At 70.8% G+C, this 19,756-nt stretch carries 15 protein-coding genes; 11 read left to right on the forward strand and 4 right to left on the reverse strand.

Features of this window, described 5'->3' with window-relative positions:
- Positions 1-31: 31 nt before the first annotated feature.
- Positions 32-502: a prepilin peptidase gene (locus F6A08_RS13505; protein WP_151459677.1), complete on the reverse strand. Its 471-nt coding sequence runs from the start codon at positions 500-502 to the stop codon at positions 32-34.
- A 131-nt stretch (positions 503-633) separates the two neighbouring features.
- Between F6A08_RS13505 and F6A08_RS13510 the strand changes: the two genes are divergently transcribed.
- The 3 genes from F6A08_RS13510 to F6A08_RS13520 are packed head-to-tail and all read left to right on the forward strand — an operon-like array spanning position 634 to position 6,388.
- On the forward strand, positions 634-1,404 hold the full coding sequence (locus F6A08_RS13510; protein ID WP_124895776.1) for a hypothetical protein: 771 nt from the start codon (positions 634-636) through the stop codon (positions 1,402-1,404).
- Positions 1,401-2,936: a DNA polymerase Y family protein gene (locus F6A08_RS13515; RefSeq protein ID WP_017202878.1), complete on the forward strand. Its 1,536-nt coding sequence runs from the start codon at positions 1,401-1,403 to the stop codon at positions 2,934-2,936. Before F6A08_RS13510 ends, F6A08_RS13515 begins: the two co-directional genes overlap by 4 nt.
- Positions 2,936-6,388: an error-prone DNA polymerase gene (locus tag F6A08_RS13520; protein ID WP_151459678.1), complete on the forward strand. Its 3,453-nt coding sequence runs from the start codon at positions 2,936-2,938 to the stop codon at positions 6,386-6,388. The genes F6A08_RS13515 and F6A08_RS13520 overlap by 1 nt, the downstream gene beginning before the upstream one ends.
- 13 nt (positions 6,389-6,401) lie before the next feature.
- Here the strand turns inward: F6A08_RS13520 and F6A08_RS13525 are convergent, their stop codons facing one another.
- Positions 6,402-6,785 carry a hypothetical protein gene (locus F6A08_RS13525; protein WP_151459679.1) on the reverse strand — a complete coding sequence of 128 codons (384 nt, stop codon included), beginning with the start codon at positions 6,783-6,785 and terminating at the stop codon, positions 6,402-6,404.
- 409 nt (positions 6,786-7,194) lie between these two features.
- Between F6A08_RS13525 and F6A08_RS13530 the strand changes: the two genes are divergently transcribed.
- Positions 7,195-8,055, forward strand: a complete 861-nt coding sequence (locus F6A08_RS13530) for a DUF72 domain-containing protein (protein WP_151459680.1) — start codon at positions 7,195-7,197, stop codon at positions 8,053-8,055.
- Between the two features lie 14 nt (positions 8,056-8,069).
- Here F6A08_RS13530 and F6A08_RS13535 read toward each other — a convergent pair whose 3' ends face one another.
- Complete coding sequence (locus F6A08_RS13535) at positions 8,070-8,654, reverse strand: NADPH-dependent FMN reductase (protein WP_151459681.1); 585 nt, start codon at positions 8,652-8,654, stop codon at positions 8,070-8,072.
- 166 nt (positions 8,655-8,820) lie between these two features.
- On the opposite strand from F6A08_RS13535, the gene helR reads away from it, so the two are divergent.
- Together helR and F6A08_RS13545 are read left to right on the forward strand one after the other, a co-directional pair.
- Positions 8,821-10,953, forward strand: coding sequence for an RNA polymerase recycling motor ATPase HelR (gene helR / locus F6A08_RS13540; protein ID WP_151459682.1), 2,133 nt, complete (start codon positions 8,821-8,823; stop codon positions 10,951-10,953).
- A 75-nt stretch (positions 10,954-11,028) separates the two neighbouring features.
- Positions 11,029-12,399, forward strand: a complete 1,371-nt coding sequence (locus F6A08_RS13545; protein ID WP_151459683.1) for an HNH endonuclease family protein — start codon at positions 11,029-11,031, stop codon at positions 12,397-12,399.
- Positions 12,400-12,445: 46 nt separating this feature from the next.
- On the opposite strand, the gene F6A08_RS13550 is transcribed toward F6A08_RS13545, so the two are convergent.
- Positions 12,446-13,408: a LacI family DNA-binding transcriptional regulator gene (locus F6A08_RS13550; RefSeq protein ID WP_026049813.1), complete on the reverse strand. Its 963-nt coding sequence runs from the start codon at positions 13,406-13,408 to the stop codon at positions 12,446-12,448.
- 93 nt (positions 13,409-13,501) lie between these two features.
- Here F6A08_RS13550 and F6A08_RS13555 point away from each other — a divergent pair, with 93 nt between their 5' ends.
- From F6A08_RS13555 to F6A08_RS13575, 5 genes are all read left to right on the forward strand, one after another.
- Complete coding sequence (locus tag F6A08_RS13555) at positions 13,502-14,980, forward strand: mannitol dehydrogenase family protein (RefSeq protein ID WP_151459684.1); 1,479 nt, start codon at positions 13,502-13,504, stop codon at positions 14,978-14,980.
- Positions 14,977-15,981 (forward strand): L-idonate 5-dehydrogenase, encoded by a 1,005-nt coding sequence (locus F6A08_RS13560; RefSeq protein ID WP_151459685.1) that lies wholly within the window; start codon positions 14,977-14,979, stop codon positions 15,979-15,981. The genes F6A08_RS13555 and F6A08_RS13560 overlap by 4 nt, the downstream gene beginning before the upstream one ends.
- 52 nt (positions 15,982-16,033) lie before the next feature.
- Positions 16,034-17,434 (forward strand): MFS transporter, encoded by a 1,401-nt coding sequence (locus F6A08_RS13565; protein WP_017202888.1) that lies wholly within the window; start codon positions 16,034-16,036, stop codon positions 17,432-17,434.
- 73 nt (positions 17,435-17,507) lie between these two features.
- Positions 17,508-18,734 (forward strand): D-mannonate dehydratase ManD, encoded by a 1,227-nt coding sequence (gene manD / locus F6A08_RS13570; protein WP_124895783.1) that lies wholly within the window; start codon positions 17,508-17,510, stop codon positions 18,732-18,734.
- A gap of 51 nt (positions 18,735-18,785) precedes the next feature.
- Positions 18,786-19,739 carry a sugar kinase gene (locus F6A08_RS13575; protein ID WP_151459686.1) on the forward strand — a complete coding sequence of 318 codons (954 nt, stop codon included), beginning with the start codon at positions 18,786-18,788 and terminating at the stop codon, positions 19,737-19,739.
- Positions 19,740-19,756 lie beyond the last annotated feature (17 nt).

Here is a 19,756-nt window from a genome sequence, read left to right on the forward strand (position 1 = left end):
TCTTCGCGGTATCGGCGTCAGACAGGCGGATTCATCCGAGGACGATGCCGAGGACCGCCCCCGCGATCATCCACGGGCCGAAGGCGATCCGCGTCGAGCGGTCCGCCTTCCGCAGCGCGAGCAGCACGAGCGCGTGGAGGGCACCGAGCACGAAGGCCGAGGCCGCGCCGACGAGCAGCGCCTGCCAGCCGTGCCAGCCCAGCACGAGCCCGATGACCGCGGCCAGCTTCACGTCTCCCCCACCCATCCCCGCAGGGCTGATCGCGCGGAGGCCGGCGTAGAGGCCGCCGAGGATGACCATGCCGAGCAGAGCCCGGACGAGCGACGCGCTGCGGCCGGCGACGAGGGCATCGACCGTTGCGAGCGCGAGCAGACCGGCGAGCGTCGGCAGCACGATCCGGTTGGGGAGGCGGTGGGTGCGGACGTCGATCACGGTCAGCCAGGCTCCGACGCCGAGGAGCGCGGTGTGCACGAGCGCGAGGAGCGCGAGCCGGAGGTCCATCCCCGCAGGGTAGGAGATCGGCGACGCTCGCGGAGACGCCCTGTGGACAACGGAGCCGATGTCCGCTGTACGAACTATCGTCGGCTCTACGGGTTGTTATATTAGAATATATATTCGAGAAAGGATGTCCGGTGATCGGTCTCGATGCGGTGGCCTCGCTCGCCCCGGCGAGCGACTCCCGCGCGGGAGAAGTGCTGCGACTGCGGCGCGAGATCAGCAGGATGCAGCGACGGCGCAGCGAACACGCGCTGATCCCCCTCGACCCCGCCTTCGCCTCGCTCCTCCCGGAAGAGGGGCTGCAGACCGGCACCTCGTACACCGTCTCGCCCTCGCCGAGCCTCGTGCTCGCCCTCCTCAGCACCGCCTCCAGGAAAGGGCACTGGTGCGCGGTGGTCGGCATGCCCACCCTCGGCGTCGAAGCCGCCGCCGCCTTCGGCATCGACCTCGCCCGGCTGATCCTGGTCCCCGATCCGGGAGAGCGCTGGCTCGCCGCGACCTCCGCCCTCGCCGAGGTCGTCCCCCTGATCGTCGTGGCGCCGGGCACCAGGGCCCGCGATGCCGACGTCTCCCGCCTGAGCGCACGCCTGCGCGATCGCGGATGCACCCTCCTGGTCGCCGAGACCCCCGGCGCAGCGCGCTGGCCGCAGAGCGAGGGGACGATCCGGCTGCACGATCCGCACTGGCACGGACTCGGCGCAGGCTGGGGGCTGCTCTCGGACTGCACGGTGACGATCACCGCGCAGACCAGGCACAGCCCTCGCCCGTCGAGCGTGCGGGTGCAGCTGCCGGGAGGTCACGGCGCCGTCGAGGCCGTCGCGACCGAGCTCACCGCCCTGCCACCCCTCGCCGCCGTCCCCGATGCCGCTCCCCCGGAGCTCCTGCGATGGGCGGAAGCCGGATGAACAGCCCGCTCCGCGTCCTCGTGCTGTGGTTCCCGGACTGGCCCCTGCGCGCCGCTCTGGGCGCACCGCCGCATCCGCCCACCGCCCTGATCCAGGCGAACACGGTCGTCGCCTGCACCGCCTCCGCCCGAGAGCACGGCGTGCGCACCGGTCAGCGCCGACGGATCGCACAGGGGCATCTCGCCTCCCTCCGCGTGCTCCCGCACGACGCCGACCGCGACGAACGCGCCTTCCTGCCCGTGCTCAACCTCATCGAGCAGCATGCCCCGGGCGTCACCCTGCTGCGACCAGGGCTGGCGGTGCTCCGCGCCCGGGGCATCGCCCGCTATCACGGCGGCGAGGCGGAGGCCGCGGAGGCCCTCGCCGACATCCTCGCGACCGCGGGCTTCCCCGAGGTGCGCATCGGCGTGGCCGACGGCCCGTTCACCGCCGAGATCGCCGCACGCGGTCTCGCCCCCTGCACCGTCGTGCCGCCCGGCGGTGCGCGGGAGTTCCTGAGCCCGTACCCCGTGCAGGTGCTCCGCGACGAGCAGATCACCGGCCTCCTCGTCCGGCTCGGCGTCCGCACGCTCGGCGAATTCGCCGCGCTCACCCCGCTCGACGTGCGCGACCGCTTCGGCGAGCACGGCGCCCGGTTGCATGCGCTCGCCGGCGGCGCCGACTCCCGCCCGCTCACGCCACGCCCACCCGACCCCGAGCTGGCGCGGAGCATCGAGTTCGAGTCGCCGCTGGGCGGGACCGATCAGGTGGCCTTCGCCGTGCGGCAGACCGCGGATGCCGTGATGCTCGCTCTGGGAGACGCCTCGCTCGTCTGCACGGAGGTGCGGATCGACCTGACCGACGACGACGGGGGCGTCTTCTCGCGCTCGTGGCTGCATCCGACCTGCTTCGACGCCTCCGACCTGGTCGACCGGGTGCGCTGGCAGCTGGAGGCCCTGGCCGCGGAGTCCGCGAAGGAGCCGGTCGATGAGGCACGGGCGTTCGGCGGCATCGTGGCGGTGCGCATCCTCCCCGCCGCGGTGGACGATGCCGCCCACCACCAGCCGGGACTCTTCGGCTCCGGCACGGACGAGCGCCTGCACCATGCGGTCTCGCGCGTGCAGACCATGCTCGGCCATCAGGGGGTGGTCACGGCCGCCGTCTCCGGAGGGCGGTGGCTCGCCGACCGGCAGGTGCTCACCCCGTGGGGAGAGCGCACCGTTCCCCCGCGCGACCCGGCTTCTCCGTGGCCGGGCAGCCTGCCGGATCCGCTCCCCGCGGAGGTGTTCCTCCCCCCGCGCCCCATCGGAGTGCTCGGTGCGGACGAGGACGCGATCAGCATCGACGAGCGCGGGACCCTCTCGCAGCCGCCCGCCCAGATCGACGGAGCCGCCGTGCAGGCGTGGGCCGGCCCCTGGCCCGTCCACGAGCGCCGCTGGACGACGGGCGGCGGCAAACGAGGGCATCGGCTCCAGATCGTCGACGACCGGGATCGCGCCTGGCTGGTCTTCCACACCGGCGAGCGCTGGTGGGCCGAGGGGCGGTATCGCTGATGGGCTGGCACAACCCGCCGCTGTCCTGGAACCAGCTGGAGCGCACGCTCAGCGGCGAGGAGGCCTCGCCGACGGCAGAGCCGCGCGGTCAGCGCACCGATCCGGGACCCGTGAGCCGCCGCCGCAAGCGCACCCCTCCCGCCGTGGTCCGACCGGAGGACGCGGTGCCCTATGCCGAGCTGCACGCCCACTCCTCGTACTCGTTCCTGGACGGAGCCTCCTCCCCCGAGGAGCTCATCGCGGAGGCCGAGCGCCTCGGTCTGAGCGCTCTCGCCCTGACCGACCACGACGGCTTCTACGGGGCCGCGCGCTTCGCCGAGGTCGCCGAGCTCATGGAGGTCCGACTGCAGACGGTGTTCGGGGCGGAGCTGTCTCTCGACCTCCCCGCACCGCAGCGCGGCATGCCGGACCCGGCGGGCGAGCACCTGCTCGTCCTCGCACGCGGCATGGAGGGATACCACCGTCTCTCCGGGGCGATCACGGCGGCGCAGCTGCGCGGAGGAGAGAAGGGCCGCCCGGTGTATGACCTGGAAGACCTCGCCGCCCGCGCCGAGGGGCACTGGACGATCCTGACCGGGTGCCGCAAGGGCGCCGTCCGGCGGGGGCTGGAGATCGGCGACGCCGCCACTCCGCTGCAGCACCTCGTCGACCTGTTCGGCCACGACAACGTGGCCGTCGAGCTCGTCGACCACGGGGATCCGCAGGACACCCGCCGCAACGACGCCCTGGCCGAACGCGCCAGGCGGATGCGGCTGCCGGTGGTCGCGACCAACAACGTCCACTACGCCACACCAGCCCAGGCGCCGCTCGCGGAGGCCGTGGCCGCCGTCCGCGCCGTGCGCAGCATGGACGAGCTCGACGGCTGGCTGCCCGCCAACGGCGGAGCGCACCTGCGCAGCGGAGCGGAGATGTCGGCGCGCTTCCAGCGCTACCCGGGGGCGATCTCGTACGGACTCGAACTCGCGGCGGCGTCCGCGTTCCCGCTGCGGCTCGCTCGTCCTGCGCTGCCGCAGCAGAAGGTGCCCGACGGGCACACGCCGATGAGCTGGTTGCGGCACCTGGTCTGGGAGGCGGTGCCGTCGAAGTACCCACGACTGGATGACGAGGGTCGCCACCGGATCGCACGGGAGCTGGACGTGATCGAGGAGAAGGACTTCCCCGGGTACTTCCTGATCGTGCACGGCATCGTCGCCGAGGCGCGCCGTCGGGGCATCCTCTGCCAGGGACGGGGCTCGGCTGCGGCGAGCGCGGTCTGCTACCTCCTGGGGATCACCGCGGTCGACCCGATCCTCTACCGTCTCCCCTTCGAGCGGTTCCTCGCCACGACCCGGCAGGAGGAGCCGGACATCGACGTGGACTTCGACTCCGACCGGCGGGAGGAGATCATCCAGTGGGTCTATCGGGAGTACGGCAGGGAGCGGGCGGCCCAGGTCGCCAACGTCATCCAGTACCGTCCGAAGAACGCGGTGCGGGACATGGCCAGGGCGCTCGGCCACTCCCCCGGTCAGCAGGATGCCTGGTCGCGTCAGGTCGACGGCTGGAGCACGGGCCTGGAGCCAGTCGAAGGACATGACATCCCCGAGAACGTGCTCTCATACGCCGGCGAGCTGCTGAAGGCGCCGCGTCATCTCGGGATCCACTCCGGCGGGATGGTCCTCACCGCCCGTCCGGTGGGCGAGGTCGTCCCGGTGGAGCATGCCCGCATGGAGGATCGAACCGTCATCCAGTGGGACAAGGACGACTCCGCGTTCATGGGCCTGGTGAAGTTCGACCTGCTGGGACTCGGGATGCTCGCGGCTCTCCAGCACTGCTTCGACCTCATCCGGGAGAACACGGGCGAACTGTGGCGGCTCGAGACGATCCCCAAGGAGGAGGCGGCCGTCTACGACATGCTCTGCCGTGCGGACTCCATCGGGGTGTTCCAGGTGGAGTCCCGGGCCCAGATCGGCCTGCTCCCCCGGCTGCAGCCGCGCAGCTTCTACGACCTCGCCATCCAGATCGCTCTCATCCGCCCAGGTCCCATCCAGGGTGGAGCGGTGCACCCGTTCGTGCGGCGCAAGATGGCGAAGGACCGCGTCGACGAGGAGAACCGGGAGCGTGCGAAGCGGGGCGAGGAGCCGGTGGAGTTCCCCATCCCCTACCCGCACAGCGACCTGGAGCCCATCCTGAAGCGCACCCTGGGCATCCCGATCTTCCAGGAGCAGCTCATCCAGATGGCCACCGCCATCGGCGACTGCACGGCGGACGAGGCCGACCTGCTGCGACGGGCCATGGGGTCGAAGCGGGGCCTGGAGAAGATCGAGAAGGTCAAGGACAAGCTGTACGCGGGGATGGCCAGGCGCGGGCTCGATGCCGAGGCGTCTGATCGCATCTACGCGCAGATCCAGGCGTTCTCCAACTTCGGCTTCGCGGAGTCGCACTCGCTGTCGTTCGCCCTGCTCGTCTATGCCAGCTCCTGGCTGAAGCTGCACTACCCCGCGGCGTTCCTCGCCGGTCTGCTGCGCTCGCAGCCGATGGGCTTCTACTCGGCGGCGACCCTCACCGCGGATGCGCGACGGCACGGCGTGGACGTCCGCCGCCCCGACCTGCACCTCTCCGGGGCGACCGAGACCCTGGAGCCGCTCGACGAGACCACGGCGGCGGGGCCGACGGGGCGGGACTCGTGCCTCGCCGTCCCTCAGCCGCCCCCGCTGCGCTTCGACAGGGAGGCGCCGGATGAGTCGGCCGCCCATCGCAGGGACGGCGGGTTCGCGGTGCGCCTCGGACTCAGCGGCATCCGCGGGATCGGGGTGCCGCTGGCGGAGCGGATCGTCGCAGAGCGAGAGGCGAACGGCCGGTATCGAGACCTGCACGACCTGGTGCGGCGGACGGATGCCACCGCCGCGCAGGTCGAGGCGCTCGCCACCGCCGGCGCTTTCGCCTGTCTGGGCTTGGAGCGGCGCGAGGCCATCTGGCTCGCCGGGGCCGCCGCCGAGGACCGCTCCCGTTTCCTCCCGGGGACGACCGTCGCGGTGCAGCCGCCGCTGTTCGCGGATCAGACCAGTTACGAGCGGCTCTCCGCCGACCTCTGGGCAACGGGTGTGTCGACCGATGATCATCCGATGGCGCATTTCCGGGAGGCCCTGCGGGCCCGCGGCGTGCTGACCGCGACCGATCTGCAGGAGCACGAGGTCGGTCGTCGTATCGAGGTCGCCGGGCTCGTCACGCATCGTCAGCGGCCCGCGACCGCCGCCGGGGTCACGTTCGTGAACCTCGAGGACGAGAGCGGCCTGGTGAACGTGGTGTGCTCGACGGGGGTCTGGAACCGTTACCGGCGGGTGGCCCGTGAGTCGCCGGCGCTCATAATCCGCGGCATCCTGGAGAGGTCGGCGGAGGGTGTGGTGAATGTGCTCGCCGACGGCTTCGAGGATCTGCGCACGGGGCTCGCGCACCGCTCCAGGGATTTCCGCTGACGCAGGCGCGTCCTCACCAGAAGCGCTCGGGCTCCTCCGCCGGCGGCCGGTCGGCGCCTCCCCACCTGTCGGCTTCGGCCTTCGCCGCATCCGCTGCGGCATCCGCTCCGCGCAGGGCGATCTTCGCACCGGTCGCGCCGGGACCGATCGGGTCGACCAGCAGGGTCGTGCGGGCGCCGGTCCCGCCGATCGTCACGGTGCACTCGATCACCCGCCCGATCCAGCGGGAGATGTCGCCGCTCGGCTCCTCGGGGCGGCGATAGCGGATCCCCGTGTCGAGGTCGACGACCGAGAGCAGCACGGGCTCCTCGCCGAGCGGATCGACCTGCTCGGTCACCTCGACCCGGTGGCCGTGGGCGATGGCGACGTGAGCGGCGATCACGAGGAGTCTGTCCATGGATCCACCCTAGGCACGCCCGCCGGGAGATGACAGGGAGAGGCGGGAAGCACAGGTTCGAAAATTTCTTTGTCCCCCAAATGGCGGACAAGCCGATTAAGGGGTACCCTGCACTCATAGCGGGGGCTATACGGCTGGATCTGGGGAGACCAGCCGATGAGAGCAGCGAGATCTTCGCCGCCTCCCCAACCGTCCGGGAAGGACGGTGAGCCCTCTCGGCAGCACCGTCTGGGGCGAGTGGTCGAGAGGGCATACCCTCCCGCGCAAGGCCGTCTTCCGCGCCGCTAGCGGGCGCCTCCGGAACCGTCAACCCCGGCCCCTCCTCTCCGCAATGCTCCTATCGTCGGCGACACGGCGGCACCGGACAGGAGATCCCTCGGTCACGCCGCGCCGCGACCAGGAGGACGACATGAGCGCACGGAGAGCCCCCGGCCGCATCCGCATCGGCGTCTCCGGCTGGCGGTATGCGCGCTGGCGCGGGGACTTCTACCCGAGGGGCCTGCCGCAGCGGAAGGAGCTCGAACACATCGGCACGCGGTTCGACACGGTCGAGGTGAACGGCTCGTTCTACTCGCTGCAGCGACCGGAGAGCTACCGGACATGGAGAGCGAGCGTGCCGGCGGACTTCGTGTTCGCCGTCAAGGGCTCCCGCTACATCAGTCACATGCTCCGACTCCGCGACGTGGAACAGGCGCTCGCGAACTTCTTCGCGTCCGGCGTGCTCGCCCTGGGATCGCAGCTCGGCCCGATCCTGTGGCAGCTTCCCGAGCGGCAGCGCTTCGACCCCGAGGTGATCGACGCCTTCCTGACGATACTCCCGCGGACCACCGGCGAGGCTCTCGCGCTCGCGACCCGCCGCGACGAGCGGCTCAGCGACCGTGCCTGGCTCGAGATCGAGGAGGATGTGCCCCTGCGGTACGCGCTGGAACCGAGGTCCGCGACCTTCGCCGCCGAGGACAGCCTGCGGCTGCTGCGGGATCACGGCGTCGCGCTGGTCGCCGCGGACACGGCGGGCCGGTGGCCGCGCTTCGACTGCCTCACCACGGACTTCGCCTATGTCCGTCTGCACGGCGCCAAGATGCTCTATCACAGCGCCTACACCCCGGAGGAGCTCCGGGAGTGGGCGGAGCTGATCCGGTCCTGGCGGGACGGCACCGGCGCGGCCGACGGCAGACCCCGCGACGTGTACGTCTACTTCGACAACGATGCCAGAGGCCACGCGCCCCACGATGCGCGGGCGCTGGCCGCGCTCGTCGACGAAGGCGCGTGACGCCCGGCCGGCGCTTAGCCCTGGTCGCCGACGTGGCCCGGTGCTGTGAGCGAGACCACGCGCTCGACGAAGGCCGCGTATTCGCTCATGTAGTGGCGGAGGAACTCCTCGGTGGCGGGGTCGGTCACCTCGCCGTCCTCGCCGAAGAGCTCCGGCTTGAAGGTGATGTAGGCCTCGGGCGCGTTCAACTGCGGCGCATTGAGGAAGCTCAGCACGCTGCGCATCGACGACTGCATGACGGCGGTGCCGATCGCGCCGGTCGACGCGCCGATGATCCCGGTGGGTTTGCGGGCGAAGGAGTTGTGCCCCCAGGGCCGCGATCCCCAGTCGATGGCGTTCTTCAGCGCGCCGGGGATGGAGCGGTTGTATTCGGGGGAGATGAGCAGCAGACCCTCGGCGCGTTCGACGTCGTGCTTGAACGTGGTCACGGCCGCCACCGGATCGAGTTCGTCGTCACGGTTGTACAGCGGGAGGTCGCGGATCGGGATCTCGACGAGCTCGAGACTCGGCGGGGCCAGTCGCACGAGGGATTTCGACAGGACCCGGTTGATCGAGTCCTTCGCGAGGCTTCCGACGATGTATCCGATGCGGTGGGTCATGGTCCCTTGCGCGGGGAGGCGCCGACCGGGCGGACTGCCGCGGTGTGATCCCTGCGTCCTTCCATTTCCAGGATATCGCCGGGGTGGGGGCTTGCCGCAAGGCCCCGGGCATGGGGCAGAATCGACCCTCGCTCGTGCGATCTGCGCACGGCCGAGAAGGAGATCCATGCCCATCGACCCCTTCCACCTCTCCGATGATCTGCGCGCGAAGGCAGCACCCGGCCTCCTCGATGCGGACCGGCGCCACCTGCTGCGGATCGCCGAGACGCTGGAGACCCAGCGCGCCGAGGTCTCCGACCGTCTGAGCGAGGTGCGTCGGCGTCCGGCCGGCTTCGGCGACAGCGCGGTCGACCGCGACCTGGAGGTCCGGCGGCTCACCGGACGGCTCCGCGTGCTCGAGCGCTTCGGCATGGACGTGTGCCTGGGACGGATGACGCGCACCACCGGCGAGCACGTGTACATCGGCCGCACCGGGCTCGCCGCCGAGGACGGCACGCGCCTCCTGATCGACTGGCGCACCCCGGCCGCCGAGCCGTACTTCGGCGCGACGATGGAGGATCCGCGCGGGATCACCTCGCGTCGCCGCTACCGCTGGAGCGGAGGCCGCGTCAGCGACTACTGGGATGAGGCGCTCACCCCGGAGGCGTTCGACGGTGCCGCCTCCCTGGACGACCAGTCGGCGTTCATCGCCAGCCTCGGCACGCACCGCACGTCGAAGATGCGGGATGTGCTCGCGACGATCCAGGCGGATCAGGATGCGATCATCCGCGCCGCCTCCCCCGGAGCGCTCGTCGTCGACGGCGGTCCGGGCACGGGCAAGACCGTCGTGGCGCTGCATCGTGCCGCGCACCTCCTCTATGCCGAGCCGCGGCTGACCCGGAGCGCGGGCGGCATGCTCCTGGTCGGACCGAACGCGCGCTACCTCGCGTATGTCGACGACGTCCTGCCGAGTCTCGGGGAGGACACGGTGCGCTTGTGCACCCTGCGCGACCTCGTCCCCGAGGGCGCTCTGGCGGTCGAGGAGTCGGATCCCCGCGTCGCCGCCCTCAAGGCGTCGCTCGATCCCGACGCTGTGCTCGACGCGGCCGCGAAGGCGTTCGAGCAGCCGCCCCGTCACGCCATGCGCATCGAATCGCCCTGGGCCGACCTGTGGCTGAGCAGCGAGGAGTGGGCGGAGGTGTTCTCGGGAGCGGACCCGGCCGCTGCGCACAACGAGGCCAGGGACGAGGTGTGGGAGGAGCTGCTCGAGCTGCTCGCCGACCAGGTGGACGACGACGACGTGCCCCCGTTCGCCGTGCGGCGGTGGCTCCGTCAGGACGACGAGCTCACGGGCACCTTCGTACGAGCGTGGCCGCTGCTCTCCCCCGCCTCCGTGGTCGCGCGGCTGTGGCGGTCGCCGGAGTTCCTCCGCCGCTGCGCCCCCGACCTCTCCGACGCGGAGATCGCGCTGCTGCAGCGGCCGGAGCCCGAGGCCTGGACGGACGCCGATCTGCCCCTGCTCGACGCCGCGCACCGCCGGATCGGAGACCCGGAGTCGGTGCGCGCGGAGCACCGACGTCAGGCCGTGATCGCCTCGGCACAGGAGCAGATGTCGCACGTGGTCGATCACCTCATCGAAGACGACGACAGCGAGATGAAGGTGATGTCGATGCTCCGCGGGCAGGACGCGCGCAACGTCCTCATCGGCGTCGATGCGCCGCCCGCGCTGCGCCCGGACGAGTTGGCAGGTCCGTTCGGGCACATCGTCGTCGACGAGGCGCAGGAGCTGTCGGACGCGGAGTGGCGGATGCTGATCGCGCGGTGCCCTGCTCGCAGCTTCACCATCGTGGGCGACCGCGCCCAGGCGCGTCACGGGTTCACCGAGACCTGGGAGGCGCGGCTGGGCAGGATCGGCCTCCGTGACGTCAGGGTCGCGCATCTGAGCGTGAACTACCGCACTCCGGCGGAGGTGATGGAGGTGGCGGCGCCCGTGGTGCTCGCGGCGATCCCCGACGCGAATGTCCCGACCTCCGCGCGGGAGAGCGGGGTCCCTGTCCGCTTCGGTGAGGCGACGGACCTGCCCGCCCTGCTCGACGACTGGCTGACCTCGCATCCGGAGGGGATCGCGTGCGTGATCGGGCACCCTGACCTGCCGTCGACGCCGCGCGTCCTCTCCCTCTCCCCCGCCACCGCGAAGGGGTTGGAGTTCGACCTGGTCGTCCTGGTGCGCCCGGAGCGGTTCGGGGATGGCGTGACCGGGGCCGTGGACCGCTACGTGGCCATGACCAGGACGACGCGGGAGCTCGTCGTGCTGAACTGAGTCGGGGGACGAACGCATTCCTGTGTGTATCCTGAGCGCGAGGCTCCACGGTGGAGTCCCACGACGGGGAGAATCATGCGCGATCGCGTTCGGTTTACGGCGGCGATCGTCGCGCTCATGCTCATCGGCTCGGCGTCTGCGCCGGCGGCGGCCGCCGCGGCTCCTGTCCCTGGCGAGCACATCCTCGTCTCGGATGTGCTGAACCAGCTGCGCGTGGAAGCCCCCTCACCGGCGACGTTCGACCGGACCCTGTTCCGAGAGGAGCGCGATCTCGACGGAGACGGCTGCATCACTACCCAGGAGGTGCTGGTCGAGGAATCCGACGTCCCCCCGACCATGGTCGACGGCTGTGCGGTCGCGAGCGGTCAGTGGCAGTCGTACTACGACAACATCGTCCACATCGATCCGGCAGCGGTGGAACTGAACCACCTCGTCGCCCTGAAGGAGGCCTGGCTGTCGGGAGCCTGGTCCTGGACCGCAGCGCAGCGCGAGGCGTTCGCGAACGACGTCGGCGACCCGCGCACCCTCACCATGCTGACGGTGGCGACGAGCGCCGCGAAGGCCGACAAGGATCCGGCGGCCTGGCTGCCGCCTTCTCCGTTCCCCTCCGCCCGGTGCACGTATGTCTCGGAGTGGGTGGCGGTGAAGTGGCGCTGGAATCTGGCGGTCGACCACGCCGAGAAGGCGGCGATCCAGAAGGTCCTGGCCGGATGCGTCCAGGAGACTCTCGTCGCCCCGCCCCTGCCGGCGGACCGGCCGGGGATCCCCCCGGCGGACACCCGCTACTACATCGCGAAGTACGACGGCACCATCTGGGCCGTCACCGCGACCAGTGTCCGCGCGCTCACGTTCGCGCAATGGCAGGCCGCCGGCGCCCCCAAGCCGCTCCCGGCACCCACGGAGTACGTGAAGTACGCGTGGTCCCCGACCATCAGCGCCGTGACGATGTTCGGGACGGACAAGTCCCGGTGGGTCTGGAAGCACGTGAGCGCCGCGGAGTGGAAGCGCGCCGGGAACCCCCAGCCGCGGACGGCGGGTTGGATCGAAGGATCCACGTACTACCAGTGGGCGGACTCCCGGCAGATCTTCGTGCAGGACGTCGGCGGGAAGAAGCACGCGCTCACCGCAGCGGAGTGGGCCGCATCGGGATACCAGCCCTTCGAGAAGCGCCCGAATCAGACCTTCGTCAAACTGTCGTGGCACCCGAGCATCGCGTTCCTCGTCGACTACGCGTCGGGCATCGGCTCGCCGATCGACGGGGCTCGGTGGACGGCCGAGGGGAACCCGACACCGGTCGTGCGCACCCGACTGCCCAACGACGTCGTGTGGCAGAACTACGGCAGCGGGACCATCTACTACTCCGGCCCCACCGTCACCAAGGCGCTGACGCCCGCCGAATGGCGCGCCATGGGGTCGCCCCGCCCCGAGGTGTGGGGCGCGCCGTAACTGGTCGCAAGTCCATCTCGGGACCGACGTCGCCGGACGCCCTCGATCAGACGGCGGGGGCCGCGGTGGATGCGCGCACGATGAGCTGGGAGCCGAGTGTCGCGACCTCGCCGATCGCGACACCGGAGATCGCCTGGAGGAGCAGGTCGACCGCGAGCTCTCCGCTCCGGCCGATCGGCATCCGCACCGTGGTCAGGCCCGGCGTGACGGCTCCGGCGAGGTCGATGTCGTCGATCCCGACGATGCTCACGTCGGCGGGGCATCTCCGCCCGAGTTCGAGCATCCCCGCCTCCAGTCCGAGCGCGACGAGGTCGTTGTAGGCCACGACGGCCGTCGCCCCGCTCGCCACGGCAGGGGCGGCGGCCGCCCTCCCGCCCTGGATCGAGGCGGCATGATGGCTCAGGCGCGTGAGGCGGATGCCGTGGTTCTCGCACGCGCGCGAGATGGTGTCGAAGCGACGCGCGTCGGCCCACGACCCGCGGGGTCCGGACGCATACGCGACGTGCCGGTGTCCGAGCGCGGCGAGGTGCTCGACCGCCTGCGAGGGGCCGTGCTCGGTGTCCATGAGCACGCAGGGCGCCCCGTCGATCTGCCGGTTGACGATGACGCACGGCGTCGATCCGACGAGTTCGAGCACATCCGCGTCGGGGAGACGCGGCGAGCACAGCAGCATGCCGTCGAGCTTGCGCGCCTGCTGGATCTGCTCGCGCTCACGGCGCAGATCCTCATCCGCGTCGAACAGCACGATGCGGTGGTGCCCGTGCCACGCCTGTCCCTGGATCGCTTTGAGCAGCGTCGCGTAGACGGGGTTCGCGACATCGGGCACCACGACGCCGAACGTGCGGGTGGCGGTGGCGGCCTGCGGCGTGGAGTAGCCGAGATCGCTCGCGGCTTGGAGCACGCGCTCGAGGGTGCCGTTGGCGAGCCTGTCGGGTTCGCCGAACGCGCGGGATGCCGTCGCGATGGACACGCCGGCGCGCTTGGCCACATCCGTCAATGTCGAAGTCACTGTCGCCTTCCGATCGTGCTGTCCCTCTATGATCATGCATCACCGGGATGAAACGTGTTGACAAGTTTGTACAAGTGCTACACACTCGTTTACATGACGATCATCGCCGATCAGGGCAGACCCTCCGGTGCCGGCATCCTGCACCTCGGGCTCGGCAGCTTCCACCGTGCACACCAGGCCGTGTACACGCGCGGTGCGCTTCAGGCCGCCGACGGCCCGTGGGGTATCATCGGCGTCGCATCGCGCTCGCACACGGTCGTCGATGCCCTGCACGCGCAGGACCTGCGCTACTCCGTCGCGACCATCGCCCCGGACAGCATCTCGCTCAGCGTTCCGGGCGTCCACACGGATGCCTTCGTCGGCGCGGACGAGCCGGCGCGCGTCGTCGCTCACATCGCGGACGCCGACATCCGCATCATCACCCTCACGGTCACCGAGAACGGCTACGGCTACTCCCCCGCGACCCAGCACCTCGACCTCGACGACGACGGCATCCGCGCCGATCTGCGCGGTGAGGCTCCTCGCACGACGATCGGGCAGCTCGCGCGCGGCGTGCAGGCGCGCGCCGCCGCCGGCGGGGCTCCCCTGTCGATCCTGAGCTGCGACAACCTGGCCGCGAACGGCAAGCACACCGAGAAGCTGGTGCGTGAGTTCCTGCATGAGCTGCCGGACGCCGAGGGGGCCGATGCCCTCGCATTCCTCGACCGCGCGGTGACCTTCCCCTCCAGCATGGTCGACCGGATCGTCCCCGCCACCACACCGGAGCTGCGCACGCGGGTGCGTGACCTGCTCGGCGCCGACGACGCGATCCCCGTCCCGGCCGAGCCCTTCTCGATGTGGGCGATCGAGGACCGGTTCGCGGGCGGCCGTCCGGCATGGGACGCCGCGGGAGCCGTGTTCACCACGGAGGTCGGGCGATACGAGCAGATGAAGGTGCGCCTGCTCAACGGTACGCACTCCCTCATCGCCTACCTGGGTGCCTTGCGCGGCGCGCACACGATCCCTGAGGCGATCGGGACCGACCCGATCGCCCAGGCGGCGCTCGCGGTGCTCCGCGGCGAGTACGAGCCGTCGATCCGGATGCCGTCGGACGTCGACATCCGCGAGTACGAGAGTCAGCTGTTCGAGCGCTGGGGCAACTCCGCCCTCGGCCACCGCACCAGCCAGGTCGGCACCGACGGTTCGGTCAAGCTCGGTCAGCGCATCCCCGAGCCTGCGCTCCTCGCTCTCGGCCGCGGCGAGATGCCGCACCTGATCGCTCTCACCGTGGCCGGATACCTGTCGTGCCTCGCCCCGCTGGCGGGCTTCGATCCGGGCGCGGACGCCGCCGCCATGACGGACCCCGCTCGCGAGCGCCTGCGCGCCGCCGCGGCGAGCGCGCGGGACGGCCACGACCTCGCTCGGCGCGTGATCGCCGACATGCAGCTGTTCGGCACGGAACTGGCCGGTCAGGACGCCTTCATCGCCCGCGTCGGCGACCTGGTCGACGTCATCCGGCGTCGCGGTGTGGACGCGGCGATCATGGATGCACTCGACGCGTCCCAGACCCTCACGAAGGAGATGCAGCCATGAAGGCTCTCGTCATCCACGGCAAGGAAGACATCCGCTGGGAGGACCGCGAGGTCCCTGTTCCCGGCGCGGGCGAGGTCCGGCTCCGCGTGAACTACGTGGGCATCTGCGGCTCCGACCTGCACTACTACTTCCACGGCGCGAACGGCGAGTACACGATCCGCGAGCCGCTCGCCCCCGGGCACGAGCTCTCCGGCGTCGTCGACCTCGACCCGTCCGGCCGTCTGGCTCCCGGCACGCCGGTCACGGTGCACCCCGCGCGCTACGGCCCCGAGGTGCCCGGGCTCGAGGACCGCCCCCATCTGCGACCGGGAGGCGACTACTTCGGCAGCGCCGCGGCGGACCCACACCGTCAGGGAGGGGCGTCGGAGTTCCTCCTCGTCGAGGAGCGGATGATCCGCGTGCTGCCCGAGAGCCTGCCGCTCGAGCGCGCAGCGCTGGCCGAACCGCTGGCCGTCGCGATCCACGCCGTGAACCTCGCCGAGGGCGTGGCCGGCAAGCGCGTCCTGGTGATCGGCGCCGGCCCCATCGGCCTCCTGGTCGTCGCCGCGGCGAAGCAGGCCGGGGCCGCCGTGATCGGGGCGAGCGACGTGCGGGAAGAGCCCCTCGAACGCGCGAAGGCTCTGGGCGCGACCGAGACCGCCCTCGTCGGCCGTGATGCGATCGACGACGAGTCCTTCGATGTCGTGTTCGAATGCTCGGGCGTCGCGGTCGCGCTGACCCAGGCGGTTCGCGCGGCCCGTCGCGCGGGCACCGTCGTGCAGGTCGGGATGCTCCCGAACGCCGACATCGGCGTGAACCTCGCCCCGATGCTCGCCAAGGAGCTGACGATCCGGGGCGCCTTCCGGTTCTCCACCGAGATCGACGACGCGGTTCGCATGCTCGCCTTCTCCGACGCGCTCGACTCCGTGATCTCCCACGTCCTTCCCGCCGCCGATGCCGTCGCGGCGTTCGAACTCGCTCGCGACTCGTCCGCCTCGGCCAAGGTCCTGCTGGCCCTCTAGCGTCACCCGCTGCCCCGCGCCCCTGCGCACATCACTACAAAGGAGTATTCCGATGAGCAGTTCCCCCGTCCCCGGCGTGGACGCCCCCGCAACGCCTCCGGTCGCCAAGCGCTCGATGGGCGACCTCGTCCGCGCGGCCGTCTCGGGCTGGCTCGGCACCGCCCTGGAGTTCATGGACTTCCAGCTGTACTCGCTCGCGGCGGCGCTGGTGTTCAGCCAGCTGTTCTTCGCCGATGAGGGCCCCGGCATGGCCGTGGTGCTCGCCATGGCCACCTACGGCGTGGGATACGTCGCCCGCCCGATCGGCGCCTTCGTGTTCGCCCGCATCGGCGACAAGATCGGCCGGCGCAAGGTGCTCTTCTACACGATCCTCCTGATGGGCGCTGCGACCACGCTCATCGGCTTCCTGCCGACCTACCAGCAGGTCGGCATCCTGGCCCCGATCCTCCTCGTCATCCTCCGCCTCGCCCAGGGCTTCGGCGCCGGTGCGGAGATCTCCGGAGCCGGCGTGATGCTGTCGGAGTACGCGCCGGACAACCGCCGCGGCATCATCGCCTCGCTGGTCGCCCTCGGCACCAACTGCGGCACGCTGTTCGCCTCGGCGATCTGGGCGATCCTGCTCGCGGTGATGCTCGAGAGCGACGTGATCGAGTGGGGCTGGCGCATCCCCTTCATCGGCAGCGCCGTGATCATGCTGTTCGCCCTGTGGGTGCGGTTCAGCCTGAAGGAGAGCCCGGTCTTCGAGGAGCGCTCCGACGTGGTCGACGGCAAGGCCCTCTCGCGCGACGAGGTCGTCAAGCTCGCCACCGAGACCAACGACATCCGCACGCTCGAGTCGCTGCACCGCAAGCCGATCAAGGCGATCATCGTCTCCTTCTTCCTGCGCTTCGGCCAGGCGGGCAACTCCGGTCTCGTGCAGACGTACCTCATCTCGTTCATCACGATCACTCTCGCGATGTCGAAGGAGGTCGGCCCCGAGGTGGTCATCGTCTCCTCGCTGATCGGCTTCCTGACGATCCCCCTCGTGGGCTTCCTGGGCGACCGCTTCGGCCGTCGCCGGATGTACATCATCATGACCTCGCTGTCGCTCGTCCTGATCGTGCCGACGCTGCTGATGATCAACACCGCCGAGCTCGGCTGGGTGTTCGTGGGCTACGCGATCATCCACAACGTCTCGGTGCTCGGTCTCGCGTCGATGGAGAACATCTCGATCCCGGAGATCTTCGGCGCCCGCAACCGCTACACGCTCACTGCCATGGTGCGCGAGATCGCCGCCATCATCGCCACCGGCATCGGACCGATCATCGTCGCGGCCTGGGTCTCGGCGACCACCGGCAGCATCATCCCGGTCATGGTGCTGATGGGTGTGTTCACCGCGTCCGCCCTGGTGGCCGCGATCTGGGCACCCGAGTGGACGGGGCGCGATCTCACCGATCCGCGCTCCGCCATGTGACGCACCGACCATCACGACCAGGGGTGCGGCCGACCCGAGCGGCCGCACCCCGCACATCTGAGGAACACACGCCATGACCATCGATCTCGTCGACGTCTCCATCACCAGCCCAGGACGCAACTTCGTCACGCTCAAGATCACGACCTCCGACGGGATCGTCGGCTGGGGAGACGCGACGCTCAACGGCCGCGAGCTCGCCGTCGCCGCCTACCTCTCCGAGCACGTCGCGTCGATGCTCATCGGCAGGGACGAGGACCGGATCGAGGACACCTGGCAGTACCTCTACCGCGGACCGTACTGGCGCCGCGGCCCGGTCACCATGGCGGCCATCGCCGCGGTCGACATGGCCCTGTGGGACATCAAGGCCAAGAAAGCCGGGATGCCCCTGTACCAGCTGCTGGGCGGGGCGAGCAGGGAGGGTGTCCGCGTGTACGCGCATGCTTCCGGCACCGACTACGCCGCCCTGCAGAACGCGATCACCGGCTACCAGGAGCTCGGCTACACCGCGGTGCGCGTGCAGACCGGCGTGCCGGGGCTCGGTCAGATCTACGGCGTCTCCTCCTCCGGCCCGGGCGTCCGCTACGACTACGAGCCCGCCAAGCGCTCCGGTGATCGCCCCAGCGAGGAGACCTGGGACACCCGCAACTACCTCTCGCACATGCCGGGGGTGTTCGCGCGGATCCGTGAGGACTTCGGCACGGATCTGCGGATCCTGCATGACGGCCACCACCGGATGTCTCCTATCGAGGCCGCCCGCTTCGCGAAGGAGATCGAGCCCTACGACCTGTTCTGGCTCGAGGACTGCACGCCCGGCGAGGATCAGACGGCGCTGCGTCTGGTCCGCCAGCACTCGACCACACCGCTCGCGATCGGCGAGGTCTTCAACTCGGTGTTCGACTATCAGACGCTCATAACCGAGCGGCTCATCGACTACGTCCGCTCCGCCGTCACCCACACCGGCGGCATCACGGCGATGAAGAAGCTCCTCGACTTCGCGGCGATCTACGGGATCAAGTCGGGCATCCACGGACCCACCGACATCTCCCCCGTCGGCATGGCCGCGGCGCTGCACCTCGACCTCGCGATCCACAACTTCGGCATCCAGGAGTACATGCCGCACAACGCCCAGACGCTCGAGGTCTTCCAGACGTCGTTCACGTTCGACCAGGGCTTCCTGCACCCGAGTGAGCAGCCGGGCCTCGGCGTCGAACTCGACGAGGATGCCGCGGCGGCGCACGAGTACACCAAGGCGTACCTGCCGGTGAACCGGCTGCTGGACGGGACGATCCATGACTGGTGACCGCGGCGTGGACCGCTGCCCGCTGCGCGACCGCGCTCGCTGCGGCCGACGATGACCGGCGTGCGCGTCGTCACCCTCGGCGAGACCATGGCGCTGGTGCGCGCCGACGAGACAGGGTCGCTCCGCCACGTGCGCGACATGTCGCTCGGCATCGGCGGAGCGGAGAGCAACGTCGCGGTCGGTCTGAGCCGACTCGGGGTCGACGCGTCCTGGCTGGGGCGCATCGGCGACGACTCCCTCGGCGCGCGGGTGATCCGAGAGCTGCGCGCGGAGGGCATCGACGTGCGGGCGATCGCGGACGCCGACGCCCCGACCGGGCTGATGCTCAAGGAGCGTCCGACCGCGTCGACGACCGCCGTGCACTACTACCGGTCCGGCTCGGCGGGGTCCCGACTCAGCAGCGCGGACCTGCCGGCCGGATGGGTCGAGGAGGCGGCGATCCTGCACGTCACGGGGATCACCGCCCTGGTGTCCGACTCCGCGCACGCCGCTCTCGTCTCGGCCGTCGAGCGCGCGAAGGCAGCCGGCGTCGTGGTCAGCTTCGACGTCAACTACCGGTCGGCGCTGGCGAGCCGGACGACGGCGGGTCCGCTCCTGCGCGACATCGCCGCCCGTGCGGACATCGTCTTCGGCGGGGCCGAGGAGCTGTCGATCCTGTTCCCCGGGCGCTCCCCCGAGCGCGCGGCCGCGCTCCTGCGGGAGGACGGGTGCCGCACGACCGTGCTCAAGCAGGGTGCGGCGGGGGCGACGGTCTTCGACGAGACGGGCACGACCGTGGGCGCGGGGTTCCGCGTCGATGTGGTCGACACCGTGGGCGCAGGCGACGCGTTCGTGGCGGGGTACCTCAGCGCGATGCTCGAACACCTCTCCGCGGAGGAGACGCTGCGCCGCGCCAATGCCTGCGGCGCGGTCGCGTGTCTCGCCCCTGGCGACTGGGAGGCGGCACCGACCCTGCGCGAACTGGAGCGTTTCCTCGACGGCGACGCCGACCCCGTGATGCGCTGACCGCGGACGCAGACGGT

The sequence above is a fragment of the Microbacterium algeriense genome (assembly GCF_008868005.1).
Lineage (GTDB): Bacteria > Actinomycetota > Actinomycetes > Actinomycetales > Microbacteriaceae > Microbacterium > Microbacterium algeriense.